The sequence below is a fragment of the Streptococcus sp. HMSC066F10 genome (assembly GCF_001813805.1).
Taxonomy (GTDB): Bacteria; Bacillota; Bacilli; order Lactobacillales; family Streptococcaceae; genus Streptococcus; species Streptococcus vaginalis.
This window is the reverse complement of the sequence record NZ_KV813959.1, coordinates 187,773-209,196: the sequence shown is the minus strand read 5'-3', so window position 1 is coordinate 209,196 and position 21,424 is coordinate 187,773. Positions and strand designations below refer to the sequence as shown.

Here is a 21,424-nt window from a genome sequence, read left to right as displayed (position 1 = left end):
TATGGAACTGAAAGGTAAAAATATTTTTATAACTGGTTCAACACGTGGAATTGGTTTTGCAATGGCACATAAGTTTGCGAGTCTAGGTGCCAACATTGTTTTAAACGGTCGCCGTGAGATTGATGAGGTACTCGTCTCTGAATTTTCAGATTATGGGGCACAAGTGATTCCGATTTCTGGTGATGTGTCAGATAGCACGGATGCCAAGCGGATGGTAGAAGAGGCTATCGAAAAACTTGGAAGCGTGGATATTCTGGTCAATAATGCAGGGATTACAAAAGATAAACTCATGCTAAAACTGACAGAGGAAGATTTTGAACAGGTCTTGAAAGTGAATCTTGTTGGTGCTTTTAATATGACTCAAGCGGTTTTGAAGCCAATGTCGAAAGCTCGTCAAGGTGCTGTTATCAATGTATCAAGTGTGGTTGGTTTGATTGGTAATGTCGGTCAAGCAAATTATGCAGCTTCTAAGGCTGGACTGATTGGATTTACTAAGTCTGTAGCGCGTGAAGTAGCAGCCCGCAATGTACGAGTGAATGCTATTGCGCCAGGTATGATTGAGTCAGATATGACTGATGTTTTGTCTGATAAAGTGAAAGAAGCTACGTTAGCACAAATTCCAATGAAACGTTTTGGAAATACCAGCGAAGTGGCAGAAGTGGCAGCCTTTCTAGCTCGTCAAGAGTATTTAACTGGGCAAGTCATTGCCATTGATGGCGGGTTAACCATGAGGTAGAAGATGACTAAAACGTACGAGTTTTAAGCATGTGATATATTTTCTTAATAAAGGAGTTTGAAATGAAACTAAATCGAGTTGTTGTAACAGGATATGGAGTAACTTCACCTATTGGAAACACACCCGAAGAGTTTTGGGATAGTCTAAAAGAAGGGAAGATTGGTATTGGTCCAATTACGAATTTTGATCCTAGTGTGATTGGTGTACATAATGCAGCAGAAATTAAAGATTTCCCGCTAGAAAAACATTTTGTTAAAAAAGACAAAAATCGTATGGATATGTATTCTATTTATGCCATTCATGCAGCTTTAGAAGCGTTAGAAAATGCTCATCTAGATGCCGAGACAGTTGACCATGATCGGTTTGGTGTCATTGTATCTAGTGGGATTGGTGGCTTAAAAGAATTGCAAGATCAAATTATCCGAATGCATGAAAGAGGAGCCAATCGTATCCAACCGCTCTTCATTCCTAAAGCACTTTCAAATATGGGAGCCGGAAATATCGCTATTCGTGTGGGAGCTAATGGGGTATGTAAATCTATTACAACTGCTTGTGCGTCTTCTAATGATGCTATTGGAGAAGCATTCCGTGAAATCAAATTTGGTTTTCAAGATGTTGTTTTAGCAGGTGGTTCTGAATGCTCTATCAACGAAATTGGCATCGGAGGTTTTGCAGCTCTTACAGCTCTTTCTACAAATGAAGATCCAAAACGTTCGTCTATTCCATTTGATAAAGATCGGAATGGATTTGTAATGGGAGAAGGGGCAGGTGTTTTGGTAATTGAAAGTCTAGAACATGCTGAAAAACGTGGGGCAACGATTTTAGCAGAAATTGTGGGGTATGGAAATACTTGTGACGCTTATCACATGACAACACCATCACCAGCTGGTACAGGGGCTGCTAAAGCTATAAAACTAGCCATTGAAGAAGCAGGATTACAACCTTCAGATATTGCCTATGTGAATGCTCATGGAACTTCTACACAAGCCAATGAAAAAGGTGAAAGTCAAGCGATTGTTAATGTTCTTGGGAAAGAAGTACCGGTTTCTTCTACGAAATCTTTCACAGGTCACCTTCTTGGTGCAGCTGGTGCAGTAGAAGCTATTGCAACGATTGAGGCAATGCGTCATAACTTTGTACCGATGACTGCAGGAACGCAAGAACTTTCAGATGATATCGAGGCGAATGTCATCTATGGTCAAGGGCAAGAACATGATATTCCATATGCGATTTCAAATACCTTTGGCTTTGGTGGGCACAATGTTGTACTTGCATTCAAGCGCTGGGAGGCTTAAATGAATATCAATGAAATCAAAGATTTGATGGCTCAATTTGACCAATCAAGTCTGCGTGAATTTTCTTATAAAAATCAAAGTGATGAATTAACCTTCAGTAAAAATGAAAGAACAGTTGAATCAATTGCTCCTTCTGCAGAGGATTCAATAGTGAACACCAATCTTGTTTCACAAGTCGAAGTTACCCAGCCAACTGTTCCTCCAATTGTGGAGGAAACGGTTAGTCCAGAAGTGCTAACAGCTGAAGGCGATGTAGTAGAAAGTCCATTGGTTGGAGTTGCTTATCTTGCTTCAGGTCCTGATAAACCTTCTTTTGTTTCCGTTGGCGACCAAGTGAAGAAAGGGCAAACCTTGATGATTATTGAGGCCATGAAAGTGATGAATGAAGTTCCGTCACCTAAGGACGGTATTGTGACGGAAATCCTTGTCCAAAATGAAGAAATGGTCGAATTTGGGAAAGGTTTGGTGCGGATTAAATGATTGATATCAATGCGATAAAAGAAGCTCTTCCACATCGTTACCCTATGCTGTTGGTTGATCGTGTGTTGGAAGTGAAAGAAGATGAGATTGTAGCACTTAAAAATGTTACAATCAATGAGCCTTTTTTCAACGGACATTTCCCTGAATATCCTGTCATGCCGGGAGTTCTCATTATGGAGGCTTTGGCTCAAACAGCCGGTGTTTTGGAATTATCCAAAGAAGAAAATAAAGGGAAATTGGTCTTTTATGCTGGAATGGACAAGGTGAAATTTAAAAAACAAGTTGTTCCTGGTGATCAGCTCATCATGACAGCGAAGTTTGTGAAGCGTCGTGGCACCATTGCGGTTGTGGAAGCGAAAGCAGAAGTTGATAGGAAGTTGGCAGCGAGTGGTACTTTGACTTTTGCCCTCGGACAGTAAGAAAAGGAGATTTCACCATGTTTCGTAAGATTTTAATTGCCAACCGTGGGGAAATTGCGGTCAGAATTATTCGTGCAGCTAGAGAGTTAGGGATTGCGACAGTAGCAGTCTATTCTACTGCTGACAAAGAAGCTCTCCATACTTTACTGGCGGATGAAGCGGTTTGTATAGGTCCGGCAAAGTCGACAGAATCCTACCTCAATATGAATGCAGTATTGTCAGCAGCTGTTTTAACAGGCTCTGAAGCAATTCATCCGGGTTTTGGCTTTTTGAGTGAAAATTCTAAGTTTGCGACCATGTGCGAGGAAGTTGGCATTAAATTTATTGGTCCTTCGGGAGCGGTAATGGATTTAATGGGTGATAAAATCAATGCGCGTGCTCAGATGATTAAGGCTAATGTGCCTGTAATTCCAGGTTCTAGCGGCGAAGTTCATACTTCAGACGAAGCACTTGCGGTTGCAGAAAAAATCGGTTATCCAGTCATGCTGAAAGCTTCTGCTGGCGGTGGTGGCAAAGGCATTCGGAAAGTCGAAAAGGTGGAAGATTTAGTGGCCGCCTTTGAATCGGCTTCCAGAGAAGCCAAAGCGGCTTTCGGAAATGGCGCCATGTATATGGAGCGGGTTATTTATCCGGCTCGGCATATTGAAGTCCAAATTTTGGCTGACCAACATGGTCATGTTGTCCACTTAGGCGAGCGCGATTGTTCACTTCAAAGAAATAATCAAAAAGTGCTGGAAGAAAGTCCGTCGGTTGCGATTGGCAAAACGCTTCGTCAGAAGATTGGGGAAGCAGCTGTTCGAGCTGCAAAATCTGTCGGATATGAAAACGCTGGAACGATTGAATTCTTATTTGACGAAGACAAAAGAGAATTTTATTTCATGGAAATGAATACACGTGTCCAAGTGGAGCATCCGATAACGGAATTTGTAACGGGAGTGGATATTGTCAAGGAGCAAATAAAAATTGCTGCGGGGCAAGAGCTGCCTTTTAACCAAGAAGATATTCATATAACAGGTCACGCGATTGAATGCCGAATCAATGCAGAAAATCCTGCATTTAACTTTGCACCAAGTCCGGGAAAGATTTCCAATCTCTATCTACCTAGTGGGGGAGTGGGGTTGCGTGTGGATTCTGCAGTTTATCCTGGCTACACGATTCCGCCGTATTATGACAGCATGATTGCCAAGATTATTGTTCATGGTGAAAATCGTTTTGATGCACTTATGAAAATGCAGCGTGCGCTCTATGAATTAGAAATCGACGGCGTTGTGACAAATAGCGGTTTTCAGTTAGATTTGATTTCAGACCCACATGTCATTGCTGGCGATTATGATACAGCTTTTCTTATGGAGAAATTTTTACCAGCTTATCAAAAGAAAAAGTAGAGGAGTAAAGGATATAAGTCATGGCTTTGTTTTCCAAAAAGGATAAGTATATTCGGATCAATCCAAACCGTTCCAGTCGTGAGAAACCTCAAGTGAAACCAGAGTTTCCGGATGAACTGTTTTCAAAGTGTCCAGGATGTAAGCATATCATTTACCAAAAAGATTTGGGAAGTGAACGGATTTGCCCGCAATGTGGCTATACGTTTCGTATTTCAGCTTTTGAACGCCTCAATTTAACGGTAGATGCCAATAGTTTTGAGGAATTATTTACAGGAATTGAAACATCAGATCCCTTGAAGTTTCCTAAATATCGTGAAAAATTAAGGACTGTCCGTGAAAAAACAGGTTTGGATGAAGCGGTATTGACAGGAATTGCGACAATCGGTGGTCAAAAAACTGCACTGGGGATCATGGATTCCAACTTTATCATGGCTTCTATGGGAACAGTCGTTGGAGAAAAAATTACTCGTCTTTTTGAATATGCTACAGAACATCAGTTGCCAGTCACTTTGTTTACAGCTTCTGGTGGCGCTCGCATGCAAGAAGGCATTATGAGTTTGATGCAAATGGCTAAAGTATCCGCAGCAGTGAAACGCCATTCTAATGCTGGTTTGTTTTATTTGACGATCTTAACAGACCCGACCACGGGTGGGGTGACGGCTTCTTTTGCCATGGAAGGAGACATCATTCTGGCTGAGACACAAGCGCTTGTTGGCTTTGCAGGTCGCCGAGTAATTGAAACAACCGTTCGTGAAAAATTGCCAGATGACTTCCAAAAGGCAGAATTTTTGTTTGAACATGGTTTTGTTGATGCTATTGTCAAACGTTTGGAATTGCGCTCCACCATTGCAATGCTCTTGGCTTTCCATGGAGGTGAACAATGACAAAGATTACCCGAATTATTAAAGAAGCACGAGATCAGGCACGATTGACAGCTTTGGATTTTGCACAAGGAATTTGCGAGAATTTTATTGAATTACATGGCGATCGTTCTTTTCAAGATGACGGAGCGGTTATAGGTGGAATCGGAACTTTAGATGGTCAGCCCATCACCGTTGTTGGGATTCAAAAAGGGCGCAATCTACAGGATAATTTGCAACGGAATTTTGGACAACCTCATCCAGAAGGTTATCGAAAGGCACTTCGCTTGATGAAGCAGGCAGAGAAATTTGGTCGTCCTGTCGTTACGTTTATCAATACAGCCGGTGCTTATCCGGGAGTTGGGGCTGAAGAGCGCGGTCAAGGAGAAGCTATTGCGCGTAATTTGCTCGAGATGAGCGATTTAAAGATGCCGATTATCGCTATTATTATCGGTGAAGGCGGATCTGGAGGAGCACTAGCTTTAGCTGTTGCAGACAAGGTCTGGATGCTAGAAAATTCAATTTACGCGGTGCTTAGTCCCGAAGGTTTTGCTTCTATCTTGTGGAAAGACGGCAGTCGTGCTATGGAAGCTGCAGAACTCATGAAAATCACTTCTCATGAGCTTCTTGATATGGGAGTAGTGGACAAGGTGATTCCAGAAGCAGGGCTTAGCAATCAGGATTTATTGTATGCTGTGAAACAAGAAATAGTCGCTGAATTAGCAAATTTGTCTCAACTACCACTTGAACAACTTTTAGAAGCACGTTACCAACGATTTCGAAAATACTAATAAAAATCAGAAGTGGATTGGCTTGTACCGTTTACTTCTGTTTTTTTATTTTTAAAATACGCTTTTCTATAATATTTTCTGCTATAATAGAGAATGGACAAAAGGAGAAGAGATGTTTATTATTGATTTTATCTTGCATATTGACGCACACATTTATAAGATTGCTCATGCTGTAGGTGGCTGGACGTATTTGATTTTGTTTCTGGTGATTGTTATTGAGACAGCTGCGGTAGTATTTCCATTCTTGCCGGGAGACAGCTTACTTTTTGCTGCAGGCGCTCTATCAGCTAATCCAGCAATGAATTTTAATGTTCTACTTTTTATGCTTCTATTTTTTGTGGGAGCTTTTGTTGGCGATACCTGTAATTTCTTCATTGGCAGAACCTTGGGTTATCGTTTTGTACATTATAAATTTTTCAGTAAATTGATAAAAGAAGAAAATATCAAAGAAGCAGAAGTGTATTTTGGAAAACATGGATCTACTTCCATTATTTTAGGACGTTATATTCCTATTATTCGCACCTTTGTGCCTTTTGTAGCAGGTATTAGCCAATTCCCTGTTCAGTCTTTTCTGAAACGAGCTTTTATTGCTGCTTTGTCTTGGTCTTTGATTGCGACAGGGGCAGGCTATCTTTTTGGGAATATTCCCTTTGTGAAAATTCATTTTTCAGCGATTATTTTGGGAATTGTCATTGTCACCTTACTCCCAACTGTGATAAGTGTGGTTCGAAGTGCAATGATTAAAAAGCGAAACAATCAAATGAAGAGATAAGAAAACTCTGAGATGATTTGAAAATCTCAGAGTTTTTATGTTATTTTGGAGCAATCACTTTCACACCGCCCATGTATGGACGAAGTACTTCTGGAATAGTGACGGAGCCGTCTTCATTTTGATAATTTTCAAGAATAGCTGCAACGGTACGACCAACTGCAAGACCAGATCCATTCAAAGTATGTAGGAGTTTGACCTTGCCGTCTGCTTCGTCACGGTAACGGATTTGAGCGCGACGAGCTTGGAAATCTTCGGTATTGGAACAGCTAGAAATTTCACGATAGGTGTTTTGAGCTGGAATCCAGACTTCCAAGTCGTAGGTCTTCGCCGCAGAGAAGCCCATATCCCCTGTAGAAAGTGCAACGACACGGTAAGGAAGATTCAATTTTTGCAGTATATTTTCAGCATTAGCGGTCATTTTTTCTAATTCTTCATAAGAATGTTCTGGTTTGGCAAATTTGACCATTTCTACTTTGTGGAATTGATGTAAACGAATTAAACCACGGGTGTCACGACCGGCAGAACCAGCTTCAGAACGGAAAGACGGACTCATGGCTGTGAAGTAGATTGGCAAGTCTTTCCCGTCTAAAATTTCCCCTCGGTAGTAATTTGTCAAAGGAACTTCAGCAGTTGGAATGAGAACATAATTAGTGTCGCTCACTTCAAAAGTATCTTCTTTGAATTTTGGATATTGACCAGTACCAAACATAGAATCGTGATTAACCATGTAAGGAGGAATGACTTCTGTGTAGCCCTCTCTTTGATGCTCGTCTAACATGAAATTATAAATAGCGCGTTCTAGACGAGCTCCTAATCCTTTGTAAAAGAGGAAGCGAGCGCCGGTTACTTTTGCCCCGCGTTCCCAGTCGAGAATATCAAGATTTTCACCAAGATCCCAGTGAGCTTTTACATCAAAGTCAAACACACGTGGCGTCCCCCAACGGCGAACTTCTACATTATCGTCTTCGTCAGCACCTACCGGCACACTATCGTGAGGAATATTTGGCAAAGTCGTTGTAAACTCGGTTAATATAGCGTCAATTTCTGCTAACTCTGCGTCTAATGATTTAATTTCAGCAGATAATTTTTGCATGGCAGCAATTTTATCATCAGCATTGTCTTTATTACGTTTCGCTTGGGCAATTTCTGCTGAAACCGTGTTACGCTCTGCTTTTAAATTTTCAACCTTGACCAAGAGTTCACGGCGTTTGCTATCAAACTCTTTCATTTTATCAAGTGTTGCAGCGTCAACGCCACGAGTAGCTAGTTTTTTTGCGATGATATCAAAATCTGTGCGAATGCGTTTAATATCTAACATCAGAACCTCCTTAAATAAAAATGCATCTATGGAAAGTGTTGGAGTGGCAGAGCCACGGTTCCATCCAACTTCACATAAGTGCACTTGATTGTTTATGAAATTAGTATCACGGTAGAATTTCAAGCTAGCTCCCTATCTGCTCACAGCTGCCGCAGACTTTCTGAAAGAGATACTAGATTTACTTATCCGTTTCCTATAATTATACAAGAATTCTTATTTTTTTGCAAATAGATTTTTAAAAAATTGACCAATTGTTTGAATCAGTGTCGGTAGTTTAACGACTTTTTCATTACCGATATGATTTCGAGCGTGTTTCAAAATAGTTCCAGCATCTTTTGAAGCGAAAAGGAATTTTCCTTTATTGGTAAAGACTTCAAAATGACGACTAATTCGTTTGCCAGACACATTGGCACCGATTTGATGGATAGTATCCCAAGGGATTTGAATATAGTCTTCGACATTGGCATCTGCATAAAATTCGAGCGCTTTATCTCCAACTAAGAATTTACCAACTTTCCCTCCAATTCCCAGATAAGAAGTTCCTGTTGTTTGAAAATCAATTTTTGTATTTTGTGACTGTGCCATGTTCAATCCTCGTTTATCTATTATCTTTTCTATTATAGCACATTTATTGTCAATAAAAAAGAAGGCCGAAACCTTCTTTTTCCATGTTTACATCAAACCAATAACTTTGGCAATGATACCAACGATGAAGAGTCCGATGATGATAGTGATTGGTGAAACTTTCTTCTTAAGCAACCACATACAAAGGAAAGTAAGGAGAAGCCCCATCAAACCAGGAATCAATGAATTCAATTGTCCTTGAAGTGTGTTTGCTTTTTCAGGAGTTAAGCTAAGTCCATTTGCAACATCACCTAAGATTTTTTGCAGTTGAGAACCAGTTACAGCTCCCTTAGGGAAGTTGATATAAGCACCTTCAGATAGTTTTGTTGAAGGAAGTTGAAGGGCAAAGCTTACGTTTACCCAGCGTTCAACGAGTACAGCAAGGATAAACATACCAAGGATTGAAGCTCCTTTAGTGATGTCTTGAAGGATGCCACCTGACATGTCTTTAGTAATTTCAGAACCAGCTTTGTAACCAAGTTCTTGAGTGTACCACAAGAAGGCCATACGGATAAGATTCCAAAGAACGAAGAAGAGGATTGGACCCATGATGTTTCCTGTTGAGGCAAGAGAAGCACCAAGAGCACCGAGGATAGGACGAACAGTAAACCAGAAGACTGGGTCACCGATACCAGCAAGAGGTCCCATCATACCGATTTTAACCCCTTGGATAGCAGTGTTGTCAATTTCAGCACCGTTAGCCTTTTCTTCTTCAAGGGCAAGTGTCACACCAATGATAGGAGCAGCTACGTATGGGTGAGTGTTGAAGAATTCCAAGTGACGTTCAAGAGCAGCAGCTTGGTCTTCTTTTTTAGTATAAAGTTTTTTGATAGCTGGAATTAATGCATAAGCCCAACCTAAGTTTTGCATCCGTTCATAGTTCCAAGAACCTTGCAAGAAAGTTGAACGCCACCAAATTTTTTGACGATCTGATTTTGATAATTGAATTTTTTCTGTCATGATATTAGTAGCTCCTTTCTTAGTAGTCTTCTAAAATATCACCAATTGGGTCGCTTGATGTAGCAGAACCGCCACCACCATTTCCGCCTTTTTTAGAAAGGTTCAGATAGATAAGAGCAATTGCAACACCGATTGTACCAAGAGCGATAAGGGTTAATTGACTAACAGCTGCAAGTGCAAAACCGATAGCAAAGAATGGCCATACTTCGCGAGTTGCCATCATGTTGATAACCATAGCGTAACCAACGGCAACGACCATACCACCACCGATAGCCATACCATCTGACAACCATGCAGGCATCATTGCGAGTAAGTTTTGTACAGCTTCAGCTGGAATAGCAAGTAGAAGTGCAGCAGGAAGAGCGATACGCAAACCTTGAAGGACAAGAGCAAATAAGTGAGCGCGTTCTACGCCTGCGATGTCACCTTTTTTAGCAGCAGCATCAGCACCGTGAACAAGGGCAACTGAGATAGTACGTACGATCATTGTAAGGAAAAGACCAGCAACAGCAAGTGGGATAGCAACAGCAGTTGCGACAGCAACACCTTTGTTTGTAAAGTCTCCACCTTGTACCATAATGATAGCGGCAGCAACAGAGGCAAGGGCAGCGTCAGGCGCAACCGCAGCACCGATGTTTGCCCAACCAAGAGCGATCATTTGTAGTGAACCACCAAGTATTACACCTGCTTCCAAGTGTCCTGTTACAAGACCAATCAAGGTACAAGCAACAAGTGGTTGGTGGAATTGAAATTGGTCCAAGATTCCTTCGAGTCCAGCAAGAAAGGCAACGAAGACCACTAAAATCATAGAAATAATTGACATATTCTAAATCCTTTCCATTATTGAACGTTGGCTTTTTTAATTAAGTCAAACAAATCTTTTTTGGAGTCATTTGGCACTTTACGTACGTCAAATTCCACTCCGAGGTCACGCAATTTTTCAAAGGTTGCAACATCGTCTTTGTCCATTGACAAAACGTTATTGACTATTGTTTTACCAGTTGAGTGAGCCATTGAGCCAACATTGAGTGTTTTGATATCGACACCACCTTCAACAGCACGAAGTGCATCTTGAGGAGTTTCAAAAAGAATCAGTGCATGTGTGTTACCAAAACGGGGGTCTTTTGCTACCGCAATCAATTTGTCAATTGGGACAACATTTGCTTTGACATTACCAGGAGCAGCTTGTTTGATTAACTCTTTACGAAGTTTATCAGCTGATACGGAGTCAGAAGCAACAATGATACGGTCTGCTTTAGAATCTGGTGTCCAAGCAGTTGCAACTTGACCGTGAAGAAGACGTGTATCGATACGAGCAAGATTGATTTTCAACTTGCCATCGCCGATAACGGTTCCTTCTGGAATAGCAGCTTGAGCAGTTGGTGCAGCCGGTGCACTTGCTACCTCAGCTACAGGATTTAGTTCTTCAGGAAGAGCTTTCACTCCGTCCTTGGCTTCTTTGATGATGTTTGCGGCAACAGCGTCAACGCCAGCATTGGCATCCATCATTCGTTCTGTATAAGCTTGAATCAACATTGGCAGATTCAAACCTGTAATGATCGCGAACTTACGGTCAGGATTTTCACCCATTACACGGCTAGCTTGGTTAAATGGAGAACCACTCCACAGGTCAGCCAAAACTAGAACTTCATCATTCGCGTCAAAAGCAGCCACAGCGTCATTGAACTTAGCATACAAATCATCAGGACCTTCATTTGGCATAAAAGTTACAACTTGAACTTTTTCTTGCTCACCAAAAATCATAGAACCTGATTGATGAATACCAGCAGCAAATTCACCATGGCTTGCAATAATGATTCCGATACTCATTATTGTCTTTCCTCCTTATAAAATGTTTGACTTAAGTTTAAGAAAAATTTAAGACTACTTAATTATAAAACGTTTTCATGAAAAATGCAATAGTTTGAGCTAAAAAATCAAAATCTTTCATATTTTTGACAGATTGTAAACGGACAAAAATAGCAATTTAAACAATATATTAACTTTGAAAAGCGATTGGAAAAATAATGAAAGTTTTGAAAAAAATAATTCTATCTACATGAATTATTGAAGAAGAAAGAGGAGAATCAATAAAAAATCTAGAAACATTTTAAATTTAAAAAACAAAATTTATAATATTTAATTTATGGCATAAATAAACTGATAGAAAATAATTGAAAATCAACAGCTGATGAGACCGCCCCATGATTGCTAGTGCACAATCAGTTGCAGAAAAATGAAATCTGGGAAGATTACGTGTAAATATTAAAGAGTCGGGCAGAAAACCTGTCCAACTCTAAGTCTCATTATAAAAATAGTTTCAATAATTGATGAGCGACTCCGTCTTGGTCATTGGTCAGCGGAAGTTGCTCATCTGCGTAAGGAAGAAGTGTTTGGCTAGCGTTTTTCATGGCATAGCCAGTACCTGCAAAAGCTAACATCTCTGTATCATTGTGTTCGTCACCAAAAGCAATCAAATCTTTTCGCTCTACGTTCAGAACCTCTAATAAATATTTCAAAGCAAAAGCTTTGTTGACGCCTTTTGGAGTGCATTCAAGGATATTGAGCGGACCGCCCCAAGTGTTGATAGATAATTGTTGTTGATAAAATTGATTCAACTCATCCGCCAAAGCATATTTATCATTGGCATGCGTTTGCAAAAGGATACAGTTGGGATTTTTGGTAACCAATTCTGGATTAAATTGATTTTCAGGTTGAAAAGATTCTACACCAAATAATTTCGGGTCGGCAATCGTTTCATTGGGAGCTGTGATATAAAATTTCTTTCGATATTCTCCAGCAATGAAGTCTGCTTCAATTTCTTCCTTCCTTTTGACAATGTCTAATAGATATTCCTTATCTAAAGTGATACATCTTTCCTGTTGCCATTTTTTCTCAGGGATATGGGTCAAAGAGCCATTAAAGTTGATCATTGGAGTGTGTAGCTCCAATTCTTTATAAAATTCCCGTGCCATTCGATAAGGGCGTCCAGTTGTGATGACAACATGATGTCCTTTTTTAGAAATTTTTTTAATTGTTTCTTTTGTAAATTCAGATAGTTTGCTGTCAGAATTGAGCAAGGTTCCGTCTAAATCTACTGCAATTACTTTTTTTGTCATAGTCTACTCTTTCATTTGTGCTGTTTTCTATTATAGCAGATTTTAAGATGAAAGTGCAGAATTTGTGATATAATGTTTTCTTATGTAATGAAGGAGGAAATCGAGTATGCGTAAAACAATTATCATTCATATTTTCTTTGCGATTATTTCTGCCATCGTTTATGCCGAAGGAATTTTGACAAAAGGTCCAGATTTGATTTGGAATATGTTTCTAGCTTTGGTTGCCTATGATGCGGCTTTTATAGCCATTCAATTTAAGAAAAAATGGTTTTTCTTACCTGTAGCAATTCTTTGGCTGATGTTTTATCCCAATACGTTCTATATGATTACAGACTTGGTACACATGCACTGGGTGAGTGATACCTTGTGGAATCGAGAAAGTCTGCATCTTTTTATGGCCTTTGTTCCAAGTATTTTCTTCGGGGTTCTATGCGGAATAGAGAGCTGGAATTTGATTTCGGGCTATTTGAAGCTCAAATGGTGTCTGGAATATTTGGCTATTGGAGCTGTCTCATTTTTATCGAGTCTCGCGATTTACATTGGTCGCTATGATCGGCTCAATTCTTGGGATCTAGTCAGTCATCCTACATTAGTCTTTGAGCGATTGACAGCTGCTTTGCAAAGGGAGCGCCTGCTATTCATTTTAGGGTTTACCTTTATTCAAATCATGTCCTTGGTCTTTTTGAGTAAAAATCAGTCTAAATAAATATTTTCTGTATAAAACATTGAATTAATTTGTTTATTTTTAAAACTTCTATTGAAATCGTGAATATTTTGTGATATTATATCCACTATCGTTCGTAAAATTTAAGGAGATTTTAAAAATGGACAAGTTTTTTAAACTAAAAGAGAACGGTACGACTGTTCGTACAGAAGTTCTTGCTGGTTTAACCACTTTCTTTGCAATGAGTTATATTCTCTTTGTCAACCCTGAAATGCTTAGTCAAACAGGCATGCCAGCACAAGGTGTTTTCTTGGCGACTATCATTGGGACTGTTGCAGGGACGCTGATGATGGCTGTATATGCCAACATTCCTTACGCTCAGGCGCCTGGTATGGGACTGAATGCTTTCTTTACTTATACCGTTGTGTTTGCACTGGGGTATACTTGGCAAGAAGCACTTGCCATGGTTTTCCTTTGTGGGATTATCAGCATTATTGTTACGCTAACCAAAGTTCGTACAATTATTATTCATGCAATTCCAGAAAGTTTAAAATATGCTATTTCTGGTGGGATTGGGATTTTTCTAGCTTACATTGGAGTTAAAAAAGCTGGACTTTTAAAATTCTCAATTGATCCGGGAACTTATAGCGTTACAGGAAAAGGTGCTGATAAGGCACAAGCAGCTATTACAGCCAATGGAATGGCAACGCCGGGCTTGGTAGATTTTAACAACCCAGCTGTTCTTGTAGCTTTGTTTGGAATTTTCATCACCATTTTCTTTGTTCTCAAACGCATTCGCGGAGGGATTGTTCTCTCCATTGCAGCAACAACAATCCTAGCCATTTTGGTAGGGGTCGTAGACCTTTCAAAGATCAATTTTGCTTCCAATAATATCGGTGCTGCTGTTCAGGATTTAGGAAAGATTTTTGGTGCGGCACTAGGTAAAGATGGCTTGTTGGCTTTGTTTGCAAAACCAGCTCGCCTTCCAGAAGTGCTTCTAGCTATTTTGGCCTTTTCATTAACAGATATTTTTGATAATATTGGAACTTTGATTAGTACAGGGCGCAAAGCGGGCATCTTTAACATTGCAGATGAAGAAGCTGCTAAAGATTCGTCTGGCCTTCAAACTAAAATGGATAAGGCATTATTTTCAGACATGGTTGGTACAACGATTGGTGCGATTGCAGGAACTTCAAATGTTACGACTTATGTAGAAAGTGCAGCTGGAATTGAAGCGGGCGGTCGTACTGGCTTGACAGCGCTTGTCGTTGCGGCTTTGTTTGCTGTGTCAAGTTTCTTTAGTCCACTTCTTGCTATTGTACCAACAGTAGCGGTAGCCCCTATTCTTATCATTGTGGGAATTATGATGCTTTCCAGCATGAAAGATATCGAATGGGATGATTTGTCAGAAGCAGTACCAGCGTTCTTCACATCTATTTTTATGGGCTTTACTTATAGTATTACTCATGGTATTGCCGTAGGATTCATCATGTATACTTTTGTGAAAATCATCAAAGGTGAAGCCAAGGAAGTCCACCCTATTATCTGGGTATTGGATGCTTTATTTATCCTAAACTTTATTAGTCTAGCTTTGGCTTAATGATTGGGAAATAGCTAGTTCTTTGGAACTAGCTTTTCTTTTGTCAAATTTTAGCAGAAACAGAAAAATTTTGATATAATAGTAGAATGTTTAGCCATAATGAAGATGAGTTGATGGCGTGGGGCGAGAAATTGGGTGCTTTACTCCAAAAACAAGATGTGTTGATTTTAACGGGTGACTTGGGTGCTGGGAAAACAACCTTCACCAAAGGTTTAGCGCGTGGACTGGGTATCAAACAAATGATCAAAAGTCCGACCTACACTATTGTACGAGAATATGACGGACGCCTGCCGCTTTATCATTTGGACGTTTATCGCATTGGGGAAGATCCAGATTCTATTGATTTAGACGATTTTCTCTTTGGAGATGGAGTGACGGTTATTGAATGGGGCGAATTGTTGGGAGATAGTTTGCCAAGTGACTATCTCAAATTGACAATTTTAAGAAAAAATGATGGTCGAGAATTGGTCTTTGATGCAAAAGGACATCGAGCTGAGAAACTGCTTGAGGAATTTGTCAATGGCTGAGTTAGAGCTAGTTATAAGAGAAGCAGAACCTCAAGACGCCAAATCTTTAATTGATTTTCTTAATCAAGTTGGAAAAGAATCAGATTACATGACATTAGATGACGCAGGGATTTTGATGACAGAAGAGCAGATGAGCTCTTTCATTCAACATCAAGCCGCGTCAGATAACCAGATTTATCTAATTGCACTATTAGATAATGAAATTGCTGGGCTTGTGAGCATTACAGCTGATTTTCATGAGCGAATTCGCCATATCGGGCAGGTCTTTATCGTGGTTAAAAGAGCATTTTGGAATCAAGGCTTAGGGAAATTTCTTCTAGAAGAAGCGATAGACTGGGCAGAGAATTCTGAAGTGATTCGACGATTAGAATTGACCGTACAAGTCAGAAATGAGCGGGCGGTTCATTTGTATCAAGCGTTTGGGTTTGAGATTGAGGGCATTCAAAAAAGAGGAGCCTATCTTTCAGAAGGGAAATTTCTTGATGTTTACCTAATGGGAAAACTGATAGATTAGAATAAATATGTTTAAAAAAATTATCTTAATGTTTTTGAGCTTGTGTCTTGTAACGGTTGCAGGACTAGGCGTTTATGGATTTACGATTTATAACCAATCAACAGATGCTTTGTCTAAGACTTATAAAAGCTTTGGGAAAGAAACAAATGTGATTGCCGCTACCAAACCTTTGACCTTGCTTTTGATGGGGGTAGATACAGGTAGTGGATCACGCTCAGATCGGTGGGCTGGAAATAGTGATTCCATGATTCTCGTAACAGTTAATCCTAAGACAAAAAAAACGACAATGATGAGTTTGGAAAGGGATATTCTTACCAAAATTAAAACCGCTGATGGGACAACGCAAGCAAAGCTTAATGCGGCTTATGCAAATGGTGGAGCTGATTTAGCTATTTCCACAGTGCAAAAGATGATGAATATTCACATTGACCGCTCTGTGCTTATCAATATGAAAGGTCTGGTACAATTAGTTGATGCTGTTGGGGGCATTACGGTCAATAACACCCTTGGTTTTCCTATCTCGATTGAAGAAAACGAGCCAGAATATAAAGCAGTTGTTGAACCAGGGGAACAACATATCAATGGTGATCAAGCACTGGTCTATTCTCGCATGCGTTATCAAGATCCGGAAGGGGATTATGGACGTCAAAAGCGCCAACGTGAAGTGATTCAAAAAGTAGTCCAAAAAGTGCTGAGCTTAAACAGTGTCAGCCACTATCAAGCAATTTTAAAAGCTGTTAGCAACAATATGCAGACCAATGTAGAGTTGTCTTCTGGCAGTATTCCGCAATTATTAGGTTACCAAGATGCTTTTAAAAATATTGAAAGTAAGCAATTGAAAGGTGAGGGTGCCACTTTACCAGACGGTGGATCTTACCAAATCGTAACTTCGGAGCATATGTTGGAAATGCAAAATGTTCTGAGAAAATCGCTTGGCTTGGACGAAGTGACTGAATTGGAAACCAATGCGGTTTTATATGAAGAATTGTATGGCAGTGCTGCTCCTAGTTCCGGTCAGTTAGGAAATGACGCAACAACTGGTGCTGCTGATTTTTCTGCGTATTCAAGCAATCCTTATGGAACAGATCAAAATGGACAGTATTATGGTCAATACGGACAATGACATAATAAAAAAGAATTTAGCGTGTGTCTAAATTCTTTTTAACTTCTTAGTTGATGTGAGCCTTCCAGATATCTTGAATTTGCTGAAGTCGAGCAGTAGAGTCTTGCTCAAAAAGTTTGAATTGGTAAGTCAAATCCTGTGAAATTGTTTGGAGATTGTCTTTTTGCTCTTGAACGACTTGGAGATTTCGTTGAATATTTTGTAGATTGTCTTGAATCCTGTCCATTAGCTCATAACTTTCAACAGCCTCGTTCATGAGTTTTTCTCTATTTTTAACAAGGAAAAAGCTGGCTGCAGCTGCACCGGTGAATAATAATAGATTACTAAGTTTCATGGTTTCTCCTTATGCTTTTGAAATTTTTTCGGCTAATTCTGCAAGAGCAGGGAAGTTTGGTTCGTGCGCCACGAAAGTCAGTTTTAAATCATCATTTTCTGTATAGCGTGGTGCTAAATGGACATGTGTATGGAAGACAGATTGACCGGCAATTTCTTCGTTGTTATTGATGATATTCATCCCCTTTGCACCAGTAGCCTTCATCACTTTACGAGCAATATCTGGAATACGTACAAAGAGTTGACTGGCAGCTTCACCGTCCATTTCAAGCATGTTGCGGAAATGTTTTTTAGGGACAACCAAGGTATGTCCGAGCGTTACTTGTGAGACGTCTAAAAATGCTAGAATTACATCGTCTTCATATACTTTAGAAGCTGGAATTTCTCCTGCAATAATCTTACAAAAAATGCAATCTGCCATCAAATTTACCTCTACTTTGTTAGATTTTGTTATAATATAAGAACATTATACCAGAATTTGGAGAAAATATGTTAGAAATAAAAGGGCTTATAGGGGGCTATGTGAATATCCCTGTTTTAAAAGACATCAGTTTCACAGTAGGAAATGGGGAACTGGTGGGGTTGATTGGTTTGAATGGTGCGGGTAAATCCACTACAATCAATGAAATTATCGGACTTTTAACTCCTTATAAAGGTGAAATTTTAATTGACGGTGCCAAACTGCAAGATAGTCCTACGGCTTATCGTAAGAAAATTGGTTTTATTCCGGAAACACCTAGTTTGTATGAGGAATTAACGCTGCGCGAGCATATTGAAACGGTTGCTATGGCTTATGATGTGGAGCAAAAGGTGGCTTTTGCACGCGTGGAAAAATTATTGACGATGTTTCGCTTGAAAGAAAAATTAGATTGGTTTCCGGTGCATTTTTCTAAGGGGATGAAGCAAAAAGTCATGATTATCTGTGCATTTGTGGTTGACCCCAGCCTTTTTATCGTTGATGAACCATTTTTAGGACTTGATCCAGTTGCCATTGCTGACTTGATAGAGCTTTTGGAGGATGAAAAGGTAAAAGGCAAGTCAATTCTTATGAGTACGCATGTGCTGGATTCGGCAGAAAAGATGTGTGATTCATTCGTGATATTGCATAAGGGAGAAATCCGAGCTAAAGGCAATTTAGCAGAATTACGAGCAGAATTTGCCATGCCAGAAGCTAGTCTCAATGACATTTATCTAGTTTTGACAGAAGAGGCGAGCTTATGAGAAATCTGTTTCAAAAGCGCAGGCAAGTATTTCGCAATCAATGTTTGAAGTATTCACGCTATGTTTTTAATGACCATTTTGTCCTCTTTTTATTGGTCTTTATTGGCTTTTTAGCTGTTCAATACAGTCAACTGTTACGAAATTTTCCTAAAAATCACCTGCCAATCATTCTTGCTTTAGTGGTTCTTTTGTTCTTATTATTGCCTTTGGGACGAATCGCGACTTATATGGAAAAACCAGATAGTCTGTTTTTATTGGTCAAAGAAGAGGAATTAAAAAGCTACCTACAAGAACAAACGCGTTTATCTTATCGATTATGGGTCTTGCTTCAAACCGTTGTGTTGTTACTATTAGTACCGCTTTTTCTTGCCTTAGGCATGCCGCTTTGGGGCTGGTTTATTCTTGTTTTTCTTATGTTGATAGCAAAATGGTTCGTATTTTTGCAGAAAAGTCAAAAATTTTACCAAGGTGCAGGGGTGAATTGGAGTTATCTCATTGCTTATGAAGAAAGACGTAAGCAGACAATCCTACGTTTCTTTGCTCTCTTTACCAATGTCAAAGGAATTTCTAATAGTGTGAAACGCCGTGCGTATCTTGATGGTTTGACAAATATTCTACCCAAAAGACAGTCAACTACTTGGCAAAATATATATTTGCGTTCTTATTTACGAAATGGTGATTTTCTGGCCTTGACTATACGGTTGCTGTTTCTGTCTCTTTTGGGAATTGGCTTTATCAGTCAATCATGGATTGCGGCTATTTTCGTGGCTTTGTTGAATTATCTCTTGCTATTTCAGTTGACAGCCTTGTACAATGCTTTTGATTATCAATATTTGACGTTCTTATTTCCTTTGGAAACTGGATTGAAATTAAAAGGAGTGAAACAAGTGATTATTCTTATTGGCTACAGCGTGCTTTTTGTGGAAACAATGATGGCTTTGTTGTTTTTCCAAGATAGAGTAGCTTTGCTTTTTATGATTGGAATTACATTGCTACTTTATTTCATCTATTTACCATTTAAATTAAGAAGTTTGGTTGACTAAAGGAAGTAAAATTAGTAAAATAGATAGGAAACTTTTTACGGAGGGGAATAATGGACTTGGTTGATAATGAGCTAACTCTGACGCCGATTGCAGGCAAGAGTGGAAAAGCCTACATGGGCACCTATCCAGATGGGGCGCGCGTTTTCGTCAAGATGAATACAACCCCAATCTTAGTAGGTTTAGCTAGAGAACAAATTGCACCACAACTATTGTGGAGTCGTCGCATGGCAGATGGCAACGTTATGAGTGCGCAAGAGTGGCTGTCAGGAAAGATCTTGACACCAGCTGAAATGGACAAAAAGCAAATTGTAAATATTTTGACACGGCTGCATCGTTCACGTCCTTTGATGACACAGTTGCGTCGGTTGGGTTATGCTTTGGAGACGCCAGCAGATTTATTGGAATCTTGGTTAGAACATGCACCATTGGCAATTGGAAATAATCATTACTTGCGGTCGGTTTTAAATGATATGCGTAGTCATTTACCACAATTTCGCGAGGATTATGCAACAATTGTGCATGGCGATGTGCGTCATAGTAACTGGATTGAGACAGATAGTGGATTGGTGTATTTAGTAGATTGGGATTCTGTTCGATTGACAGATCGTATGTTTGATGTGGCTCATATATTAAGCCATTATATTCCAGAGGTGCGTTGGAAAGAATGGTTGACCTACTATGGCTATCGGTATAATGAAACGGTATTGAAAAAATTGTACTGGTATGGTCAGTATGCTTACCTATGTCAGATTGCTAAGTATTATGAAAATGCAGACTTGGAAAATGTGAATCGGGAGATTTATGCACTACGTAACTTCCGTTCAAAATACGGGAAAAAGGTGTCATGAGAGTTAGAAATCGTAAAGGGGCGACGGAATTACTAGAAGCAAACCCACAATATGTAATTTTAAATCCTGCTGAAGCAAAGGGCAAGTGGCATGAGATTTTTGGGAATAAGCACCCCATTCATATTGAAGTGGGAAGTGGAAAGGGTGCGTTTGTTTCAGAAATGGCAAAAGCTCATCCAGAAATTAACTATATCGGAATTGATATTCAAAAATCCGTTTTGAGTTACGCCTTGGATAAGGTTTTAGCAACTGATGTTCCCAATATCAAGCTCCTTTGGGTAGATGGTTCTGATTTGACCAACTACTTTGAAAATGGAGAGATTGATCGTTTGTATCTGAATTTTTCTGATCCTTGGCCCAAGAAACGCCATGAAAAACGGCGCTTGACCTACAAATCTTTTCTCGATACCTTTAAGCAAATTTTACCAGAACATGGTGAGATTCATTTCAAAACAGATAATCGTGGTCTTTTTGAATATAGCTTAGTGAGCTTTTCTCAATACGGGATGAAACTAAATGGTGTTTGGTTAGATTTACACGCGAGCGACTTTGAAGATAATGTGCTGACAGAGTACGAGAAAAAATTTGTCAACAAAGGTCAAGTCATCTATCGGGTTGAGGCAGAGTTTTAAGGTGAAATAGATAATTGAAAGAGGCTGGGCAAAAAGTGTCCCAGCTTCTATCAGATTTAGTAATAAAGGAATAACGCAGTAGGTGATTGGGCTCTTCATTCGCTGTTCAAGCTCGGAAGAGCACTTTTGGCGAAAACTTCGTTTTCTTCATCTACAACCT

The 21,424-nt window shown here is 39.6% G+C and carries 25 protein-coding genes; 17 read left to right on the top strand and 8 right to left on the bottom strand.

The window, feature by feature from the left end; translation table 11 throughout:
* The first annotated feature begins 1 nt into the window (after position 1).
* The 8 genes from fabG (at position 2) to HMPREF2933_RS02810 (ending at position 6,738) form a co-directional block, all read left to right on the top strand.
* Positions 2-736, top strand: coding sequence for a 3-oxoacyl-[acyl-carrier-protein] reductase (gene fabG / locus HMPREF2933_RS02845; RefSeq protein WP_024052193.1), 735 nt, complete (start codon positions 2-4; stop codon positions 734-736).
* 62 nt (positions 737-798) lie between these two features.
* On the top strand, positions 799-2,031 hold the full coding sequence (gene fabF / locus HMPREF2933_RS02840; RefSeq protein ID WP_024052192.1) for a beta-ketoacyl-ACP synthase II: 1,233 nt from the start codon (positions 799-801) through the stop codon (positions 2,029-2,031).
* Complete coding sequence (gene accB, locus HMPREF2933_RS02835; RefSeq protein WP_024052191.1) at positions 2,032-2,511, top strand: acetyl-CoA carboxylase biotin carboxyl carrier protein; 480 nt, start codon at positions 2,032-2,034, stop codon at positions 2,509-2,511. It abuts the gene before it with no gap.
* Positions 2,508-2,930: a 3-hydroxyacyl-ACP dehydratase FabZ gene (fabZ, locus tag HMPREF2933_RS02830; RefSeq protein ID WP_070241535.1), complete on the top strand. Its 423-nt coding sequence runs from the start codon at positions 2,508-2,510 to the stop codon at positions 2,928-2,930. The genes accB and fabZ overlap by 4 nt, the downstream gene beginning before the upstream one ends.
* Positions 2,931-2,947: 17 nt before the next feature.
* Positions 2,948-4,315, top strand: a complete 1,368-nt coding sequence (locus tag HMPREF2933_RS02825) for an acetyl-CoA carboxylase biotin carboxylase subunit (RefSeq protein ID WP_024052189.1) — start codon at positions 2,948-2,950, stop codon at positions 4,313-4,315.
* Between the two features lie 20 nt (positions 4,316-4,335).
* Complete coding sequence (gene accD / locus HMPREF2933_RS02820) at positions 4,336-5,199, top strand: acetyl-CoA carboxylase, carboxyltransferase subunit beta (protein WP_024052188.1); 864 nt, start codon at positions 4,336-4,338, stop codon at positions 5,197-5,199.
* Positions 5,196-5,966, top strand: a complete 771-nt coding sequence (locus HMPREF2933_RS02815) for an acetyl-CoA carboxylase carboxyl transferase subunit alpha (protein WP_024052187.1) — start codon at positions 5,196-5,198, stop codon at positions 5,964-5,966. The genes accD and HMPREF2933_RS02815 overlap by 4 nt, the downstream gene beginning before the upstream one ends.
* Before the next feature lie 112 nt (positions 5,967-6,078).
* Entirely contained in the window at positions 6,079-6,738 is a 660-nt protein-coding gene (locus HMPREF2933_RS02810; RefSeq protein WP_024052186.1) for a VTT domain-containing protein, read from the top strand.
* A gap of 40 nt (positions 6,739-6,778) precedes the next feature.
* On the opposite strand, the gene serS is transcribed toward HMPREF2933_RS02810, so the two are convergent.
* The 6 genes from serS to HMPREF2933_RS02780 all read right to left on the bottom strand — a co-directional run bounded on the left by serS (position 6,779) and on the right by HMPREF2933_RS02780 (position 12,759).
* Positions 6,779-8,056 carry a serine--tRNA ligase gene (serS, locus tag HMPREF2933_RS02805; RefSeq protein WP_024052185.1) on the bottom strand — a complete coding sequence of 426 codons (1,278 nt, stop codon included), beginning with the start codon at positions 8,054-8,056 and terminating at the stop codon, positions 6,779-6,781.
* A gap of 213 nt (positions 8,057-8,269) precedes the next feature.
* A complete protein-coding gene (locus HMPREF2933_RS02800) occupies positions 8,270-8,641 on the bottom strand; it encodes a DUF956 family protein (protein ID WP_003025992.1) in 372 nt (123 codons plus the stop codon).
* 87 nt (positions 8,642-8,728) lie between these two features.
* Positions 8,729-9,640: a PTS system mannose/fructose/sorbose family transporter subunit IID gene (locus HMPREF2933_RS02795; RefSeq protein WP_070672470.1), complete on the bottom strand. Its 912-nt coding sequence runs from the start codon at positions 9,638-9,640 to the stop codon at positions 8,729-8,731.
* A gap of 19 nt (positions 9,641-9,659) precedes the next feature.
* Positions 9,660-10,463, bottom strand: a complete 804-nt coding sequence (locus HMPREF2933_RS02790) for a PTS mannose/fructose/sorbose transporter subunit IIC (RefSeq protein WP_070672467.1) — start codon at positions 10,461-10,463, stop codon at positions 9,660-9,662.
* 17 nt (positions 10,464-10,480) lie between these two features.
* Positions 10,481-11,470: a PTS sugar transporter subunit IIB gene (locus HMPREF2933_RS02785; RefSeq protein ID WP_070672464.1), complete on the bottom strand. Its 990-nt coding sequence runs from the start codon at positions 11,468-11,470 to the stop codon at positions 10,481-10,483.
* A 476-nt stretch (positions 11,471-11,946) separates the two neighbouring features.
* The gene (locus HMPREF2933_RS02780) at positions 11,947-12,759 is read right to left on the bottom strand and encodes a Cof-type HAD-IIB family hydrolase (protein ID WP_003025986.1); all 813 of its coding nucleotides are present in this window, start codon (positions 12,757-12,759) and stop codon (positions 11,947-11,949) included.
* A 106-nt stretch (positions 12,760-12,865) separates the two neighbouring features.
* Between HMPREF2933_RS02780 and HMPREF2933_RS02775 the strand changes: the two genes are divergently transcribed.
* The 5 genes from HMPREF2933_RS02775 (at position 12,866) to brpA (ending at position 17,187) form a co-directional block, all read left to right on the top strand.
* A complete protein-coding gene (locus HMPREF2933_RS02775) occupies positions 12,866-13,465 on the top strand; it encodes a DUF1361 domain-containing protein (protein WP_024052181.1) in 600 nt (199 codons plus the stop codon).
* A 118-nt stretch (positions 13,466-13,583) separates the two neighbouring features.
* A complete protein-coding gene (locus HMPREF2933_RS02770; protein WP_024052180.1) occupies positions 13,584-15,023 on the top strand; it encodes an NCS2 family permease in 1,440 nt (479 codons plus the stop codon).
* Positions 15,024-15,109: 86 nt separating this feature from the next.
* The gene (gene tsaE, locus HMPREF2933_RS02765; protein WP_024052179.1) at positions 15,110-15,550 is read left to right on the top strand and encodes a tRNA (adenosine(37)-N6)-threonylcarbamoyltransferase complex ATPase subunit type 1 TsaE; all 441 of its coding nucleotides are present in this window, start codon (positions 15,110-15,112) and stop codon (positions 15,548-15,550) included.
* On the top strand, positions 15,543-16,064 hold the full coding sequence (locus tag HMPREF2933_RS02760) for a GNAT family N-acetyltransferase (protein WP_024052178.1): 522 nt from the start codon (positions 15,543-15,545) through the stop codon (positions 16,062-16,064). The genes tsaE and HMPREF2933_RS02760 overlap by 8 nt, the downstream gene beginning before the upstream one ends.
* Positions 16,065-16,071: 7 nt before the next feature.
* Positions 16,072-17,187, top strand: a complete 1,116-nt coding sequence (gene brpA / locus HMPREF2933_RS02755) for a glycopolymer--peptidoglycan transferase LytR (RefSeq protein ID WP_024052177.1) — start codon at positions 16,072-16,074, stop codon at positions 17,185-17,187.
* A 46-nt stretch (positions 17,188-17,233) separates the two neighbouring features.
* Here the strand turns inward: brpA and HMPREF2933_RS02750 are convergent, their stop codons facing one another.
* Together HMPREF2933_RS02750 and HMPREF2933_RS02745 are read right to left on the bottom strand one after the other, a co-directional pair.
* Positions 17,234-17,521 carry a hypothetical protein gene (locus tag HMPREF2933_RS02750; RefSeq protein WP_024052176.1) on the bottom strand — a complete coding sequence of 96 codons (288 nt, stop codon included), beginning with the start codon at positions 17,519-17,521 and terminating at the stop codon, positions 17,234-17,236.
* 9 nt (positions 17,522-17,530) lie between these two features.
* Positions 17,531-17,941, bottom strand: coding sequence for an HIT family protein (locus HMPREF2933_RS02745; protein WP_024052175.1), 411 nt, complete (start codon positions 17,939-17,941; stop codon positions 17,531-17,533).
* A 68-nt stretch (positions 17,942-18,009) separates the two neighbouring features.
* On the opposite strand from HMPREF2933_RS02745, the gene HMPREF2933_RS02740 reads away from it, so the two are divergent.
* Genes HMPREF2933_RS02740 through trmB form a run of 4 tightly spaced genes read left to right on the top strand, consistent with a single transcriptional unit; the run spans position 18,010 to position 21,264 of the window.
* Positions 18,010-18,741, top strand: coding sequence for an ABC transporter ATP-binding protein (locus HMPREF2933_RS02740; RefSeq protein ID WP_024052174.1), 732 nt, complete (start codon positions 18,010-18,012; stop codon positions 18,739-18,741).
* A complete protein-coding gene (locus HMPREF2933_RS02735) occupies positions 18,738-19,784 on the top strand; it encodes an ABC transporter permease (RefSeq protein WP_024052173.1) in 1,047 nt (348 codons plus the stop codon). The genes HMPREF2933_RS02740 and HMPREF2933_RS02735 overlap by 4 nt, the downstream gene beginning before the upstream one ends.
* A gap of 50 nt (positions 19,785-19,834) precedes the next feature.
* Positions 19,835-20,632: a cell cycle regulator CcrZ gene (gene ccrZ / locus HMPREF2933_RS02730; RefSeq protein ID WP_070241539.1), complete on the top strand. Its 798-nt coding sequence runs from the start codon at positions 19,835-19,837 to the stop codon at positions 20,630-20,632.
* Positions 20,629-21,264 carry a tRNA (guanosine(46)-N7)-methyltransferase TrmB gene (gene trmB, locus HMPREF2933_RS02725; protein ID WP_003033795.1) on the top strand — a complete coding sequence of 212 codons (636 nt, stop codon included), beginning with the start codon at positions 20,629-20,631 and terminating at the stop codon, positions 21,262-21,264. The genes ccrZ and trmB overlap by 4 nt, the downstream gene beginning before the upstream one ends.
* The last annotated feature ends 160 nt before the right edge of the window (positions 21,265-21,424 follow it).

What these genes read in the sequence shown, in the direction of transcription:
- fabG (WP_024052193.1), top strand. Translation starts at nt 2, where the DNA reads ATGGAACTGAAAGGTAAAAATATTTTTATAACTGGTTCAACACGTGGA.
- fabF (WP_024052192.1), top strand. Translation starts at nt 799, where the DNA reads ATGAAACTAAATCGAGTTGTTGTAACAGGATATGGAGTAACTTCACCT.
- accB (WP_024052191.1), top strand. Translation starts at nt 2,032, where the DNA reads ATGAATATCAATGAAATCAAAGATTTGATGGCTCAATTTGACCAATCA.
- fabZ (WP_070241535.1), top strand. Translation starts at nt 2,508, where the DNA reads ATGATTGATATCAATGCGATAAAAGAAGCTCTTCCACATCGTTACCCT.
- HMPREF2933_RS02825 (WP_024052189.1), top strand. Translation starts at nt 2,948, where the DNA reads ATGTTTCGTAAGATTTTAATTGCCAACCGTGGGGAAATTGCGGTCAGA.
- accD (WP_024052188.1), top strand. Translation starts at nt 4,336, where the DNA reads ATGGCTTTGTTTTCCAAAAAGGATAAGTATATTCGGATCAATCCAAAC.
- HMPREF2933_RS02815 (WP_024052187.1), top strand. Translation starts at nt 5,196, where the DNA reads ATGACAAAGATTACCCGAATTATTAAAGAAGCACGAGATCAGGCACGA.
- HMPREF2933_RS02810 (WP_024052186.1), top strand. Translation starts at nt 6,079, where the DNA reads ATGTTTATTATTGATTTTATCTTGCATATTGACGCACACATTTATAAG.
- serS (WP_024052185.1), bottom strand. Translation starts at nt 8,056, where the DNA reads ATGTTAGATATTAAACGCATTCGCACAGATTTTGATATCATCGCAAAA.
- HMPREF2933_RS02800 (WP_003025992.1), bottom strand. Translation starts at nt 8,641, where the DNA reads ATGGCACAGTCACAAAATACAAAAATTGATTTTCAAACAACAGGAACT.
- HMPREF2933_RS02795 (WP_070672470.1), bottom strand. Translation starts at nt 9,640, where the DNA reads ATGACAGAAAAAATTCAATTATCAAAATCAGATCGTCAAAAAATTTGG.
- HMPREF2933_RS02790 (WP_070672467.1), bottom strand. Translation starts at nt 10,463, where the DNA reads ATGTCAATTATTTCTATGATTTTAGTGGTCTTCGTTGCCTTTCTTGCT.
- HMPREF2933_RS02785 (WP_070672464.1), bottom strand. Translation starts at nt 11,470, where the DNA reads ATGAGTATCGGAATCATTATTGCAAGCCATGGTGAATTTGCTGCTGGT.
- HMPREF2933_RS02780 (WP_003025986.1), bottom strand. Translation starts at nt 12,759, where the DNA reads ATGACAAAAAAAGTAATTGCAGTAGATTTAGACGGAACCTTGCTCAAT.
- HMPREF2933_RS02775 (WP_024052181.1), top strand. Translation starts at nt 12,866, where the DNA reads ATGCGTAAAACAATTATCATTCATATTTTCTTTGCGATTATTTCTGCC.
- HMPREF2933_RS02770 (WP_024052180.1), top strand. Translation starts at nt 13,584, where the DNA reads ATGGACAAGTTTTTTAAACTAAAAGAGAACGGTACGACTGTTCGTACA.
- tsaE (WP_024052179.1), top strand. Translation starts at nt 15,110, where the DNA reads ATGTTTAGCCATAATGAAGATGAGTTGATGGCGTGGGGCGAGAAATTG.
- HMPREF2933_RS02760 (WP_024052178.1), top strand. Translation starts at nt 15,543, where the DNA reads ATGGCTGAGTTAGAGCTAGTTATAAGAGAAGCAGAACCTCAAGACGCC.
- brpA (WP_024052177.1), top strand. Translation starts at nt 16,072, where the DNA reads ATGTTTAAAAAAATTATCTTAATGTTTTTGAGCTTGTGTCTTGTAACG.
- HMPREF2933_RS02750 (WP_024052176.1), bottom strand. Translation starts at nt 17,521, where the DNA reads ATGAAACTTAGTAATCTATTATTATTCACCGGTGCAGCTGCAGCCAGC.
- HMPREF2933_RS02745 (WP_024052175.1), bottom strand. Translation starts at nt 17,941, where the DNA reads ATGGCAGATTGCATTTTTTGTAAGATTATTGCAGGAGAAATTCCAGCT.
- HMPREF2933_RS02740 (WP_024052174.1), top strand. Translation starts at nt 18,010, where the DNA reads ATGTTAGAAATAAAAGGGCTTATAGGGGGCTATGTGAATATCCCTGTT.
- HMPREF2933_RS02735 (WP_024052173.1), top strand. Translation starts at nt 18,738, where the DNA reads ATGAGAAATCTGTTTCAAAAGCGCAGGCAAGTATTTCGCAATCAATGT.
- ccrZ (WP_070241539.1), top strand. Translation starts at nt 19,835, where the DNA reads ATGGACTTGGTTGATAATGAGCTAACTCTGACGCCGATTGCAGGCAAG.
- trmB (WP_003033795.1), top strand. Translation starts at nt 20,629, where the DNA reads ATGAGAGTTAGAAATCGTAAAGGGGCGACGGAATTACTAGAAGCAAAC.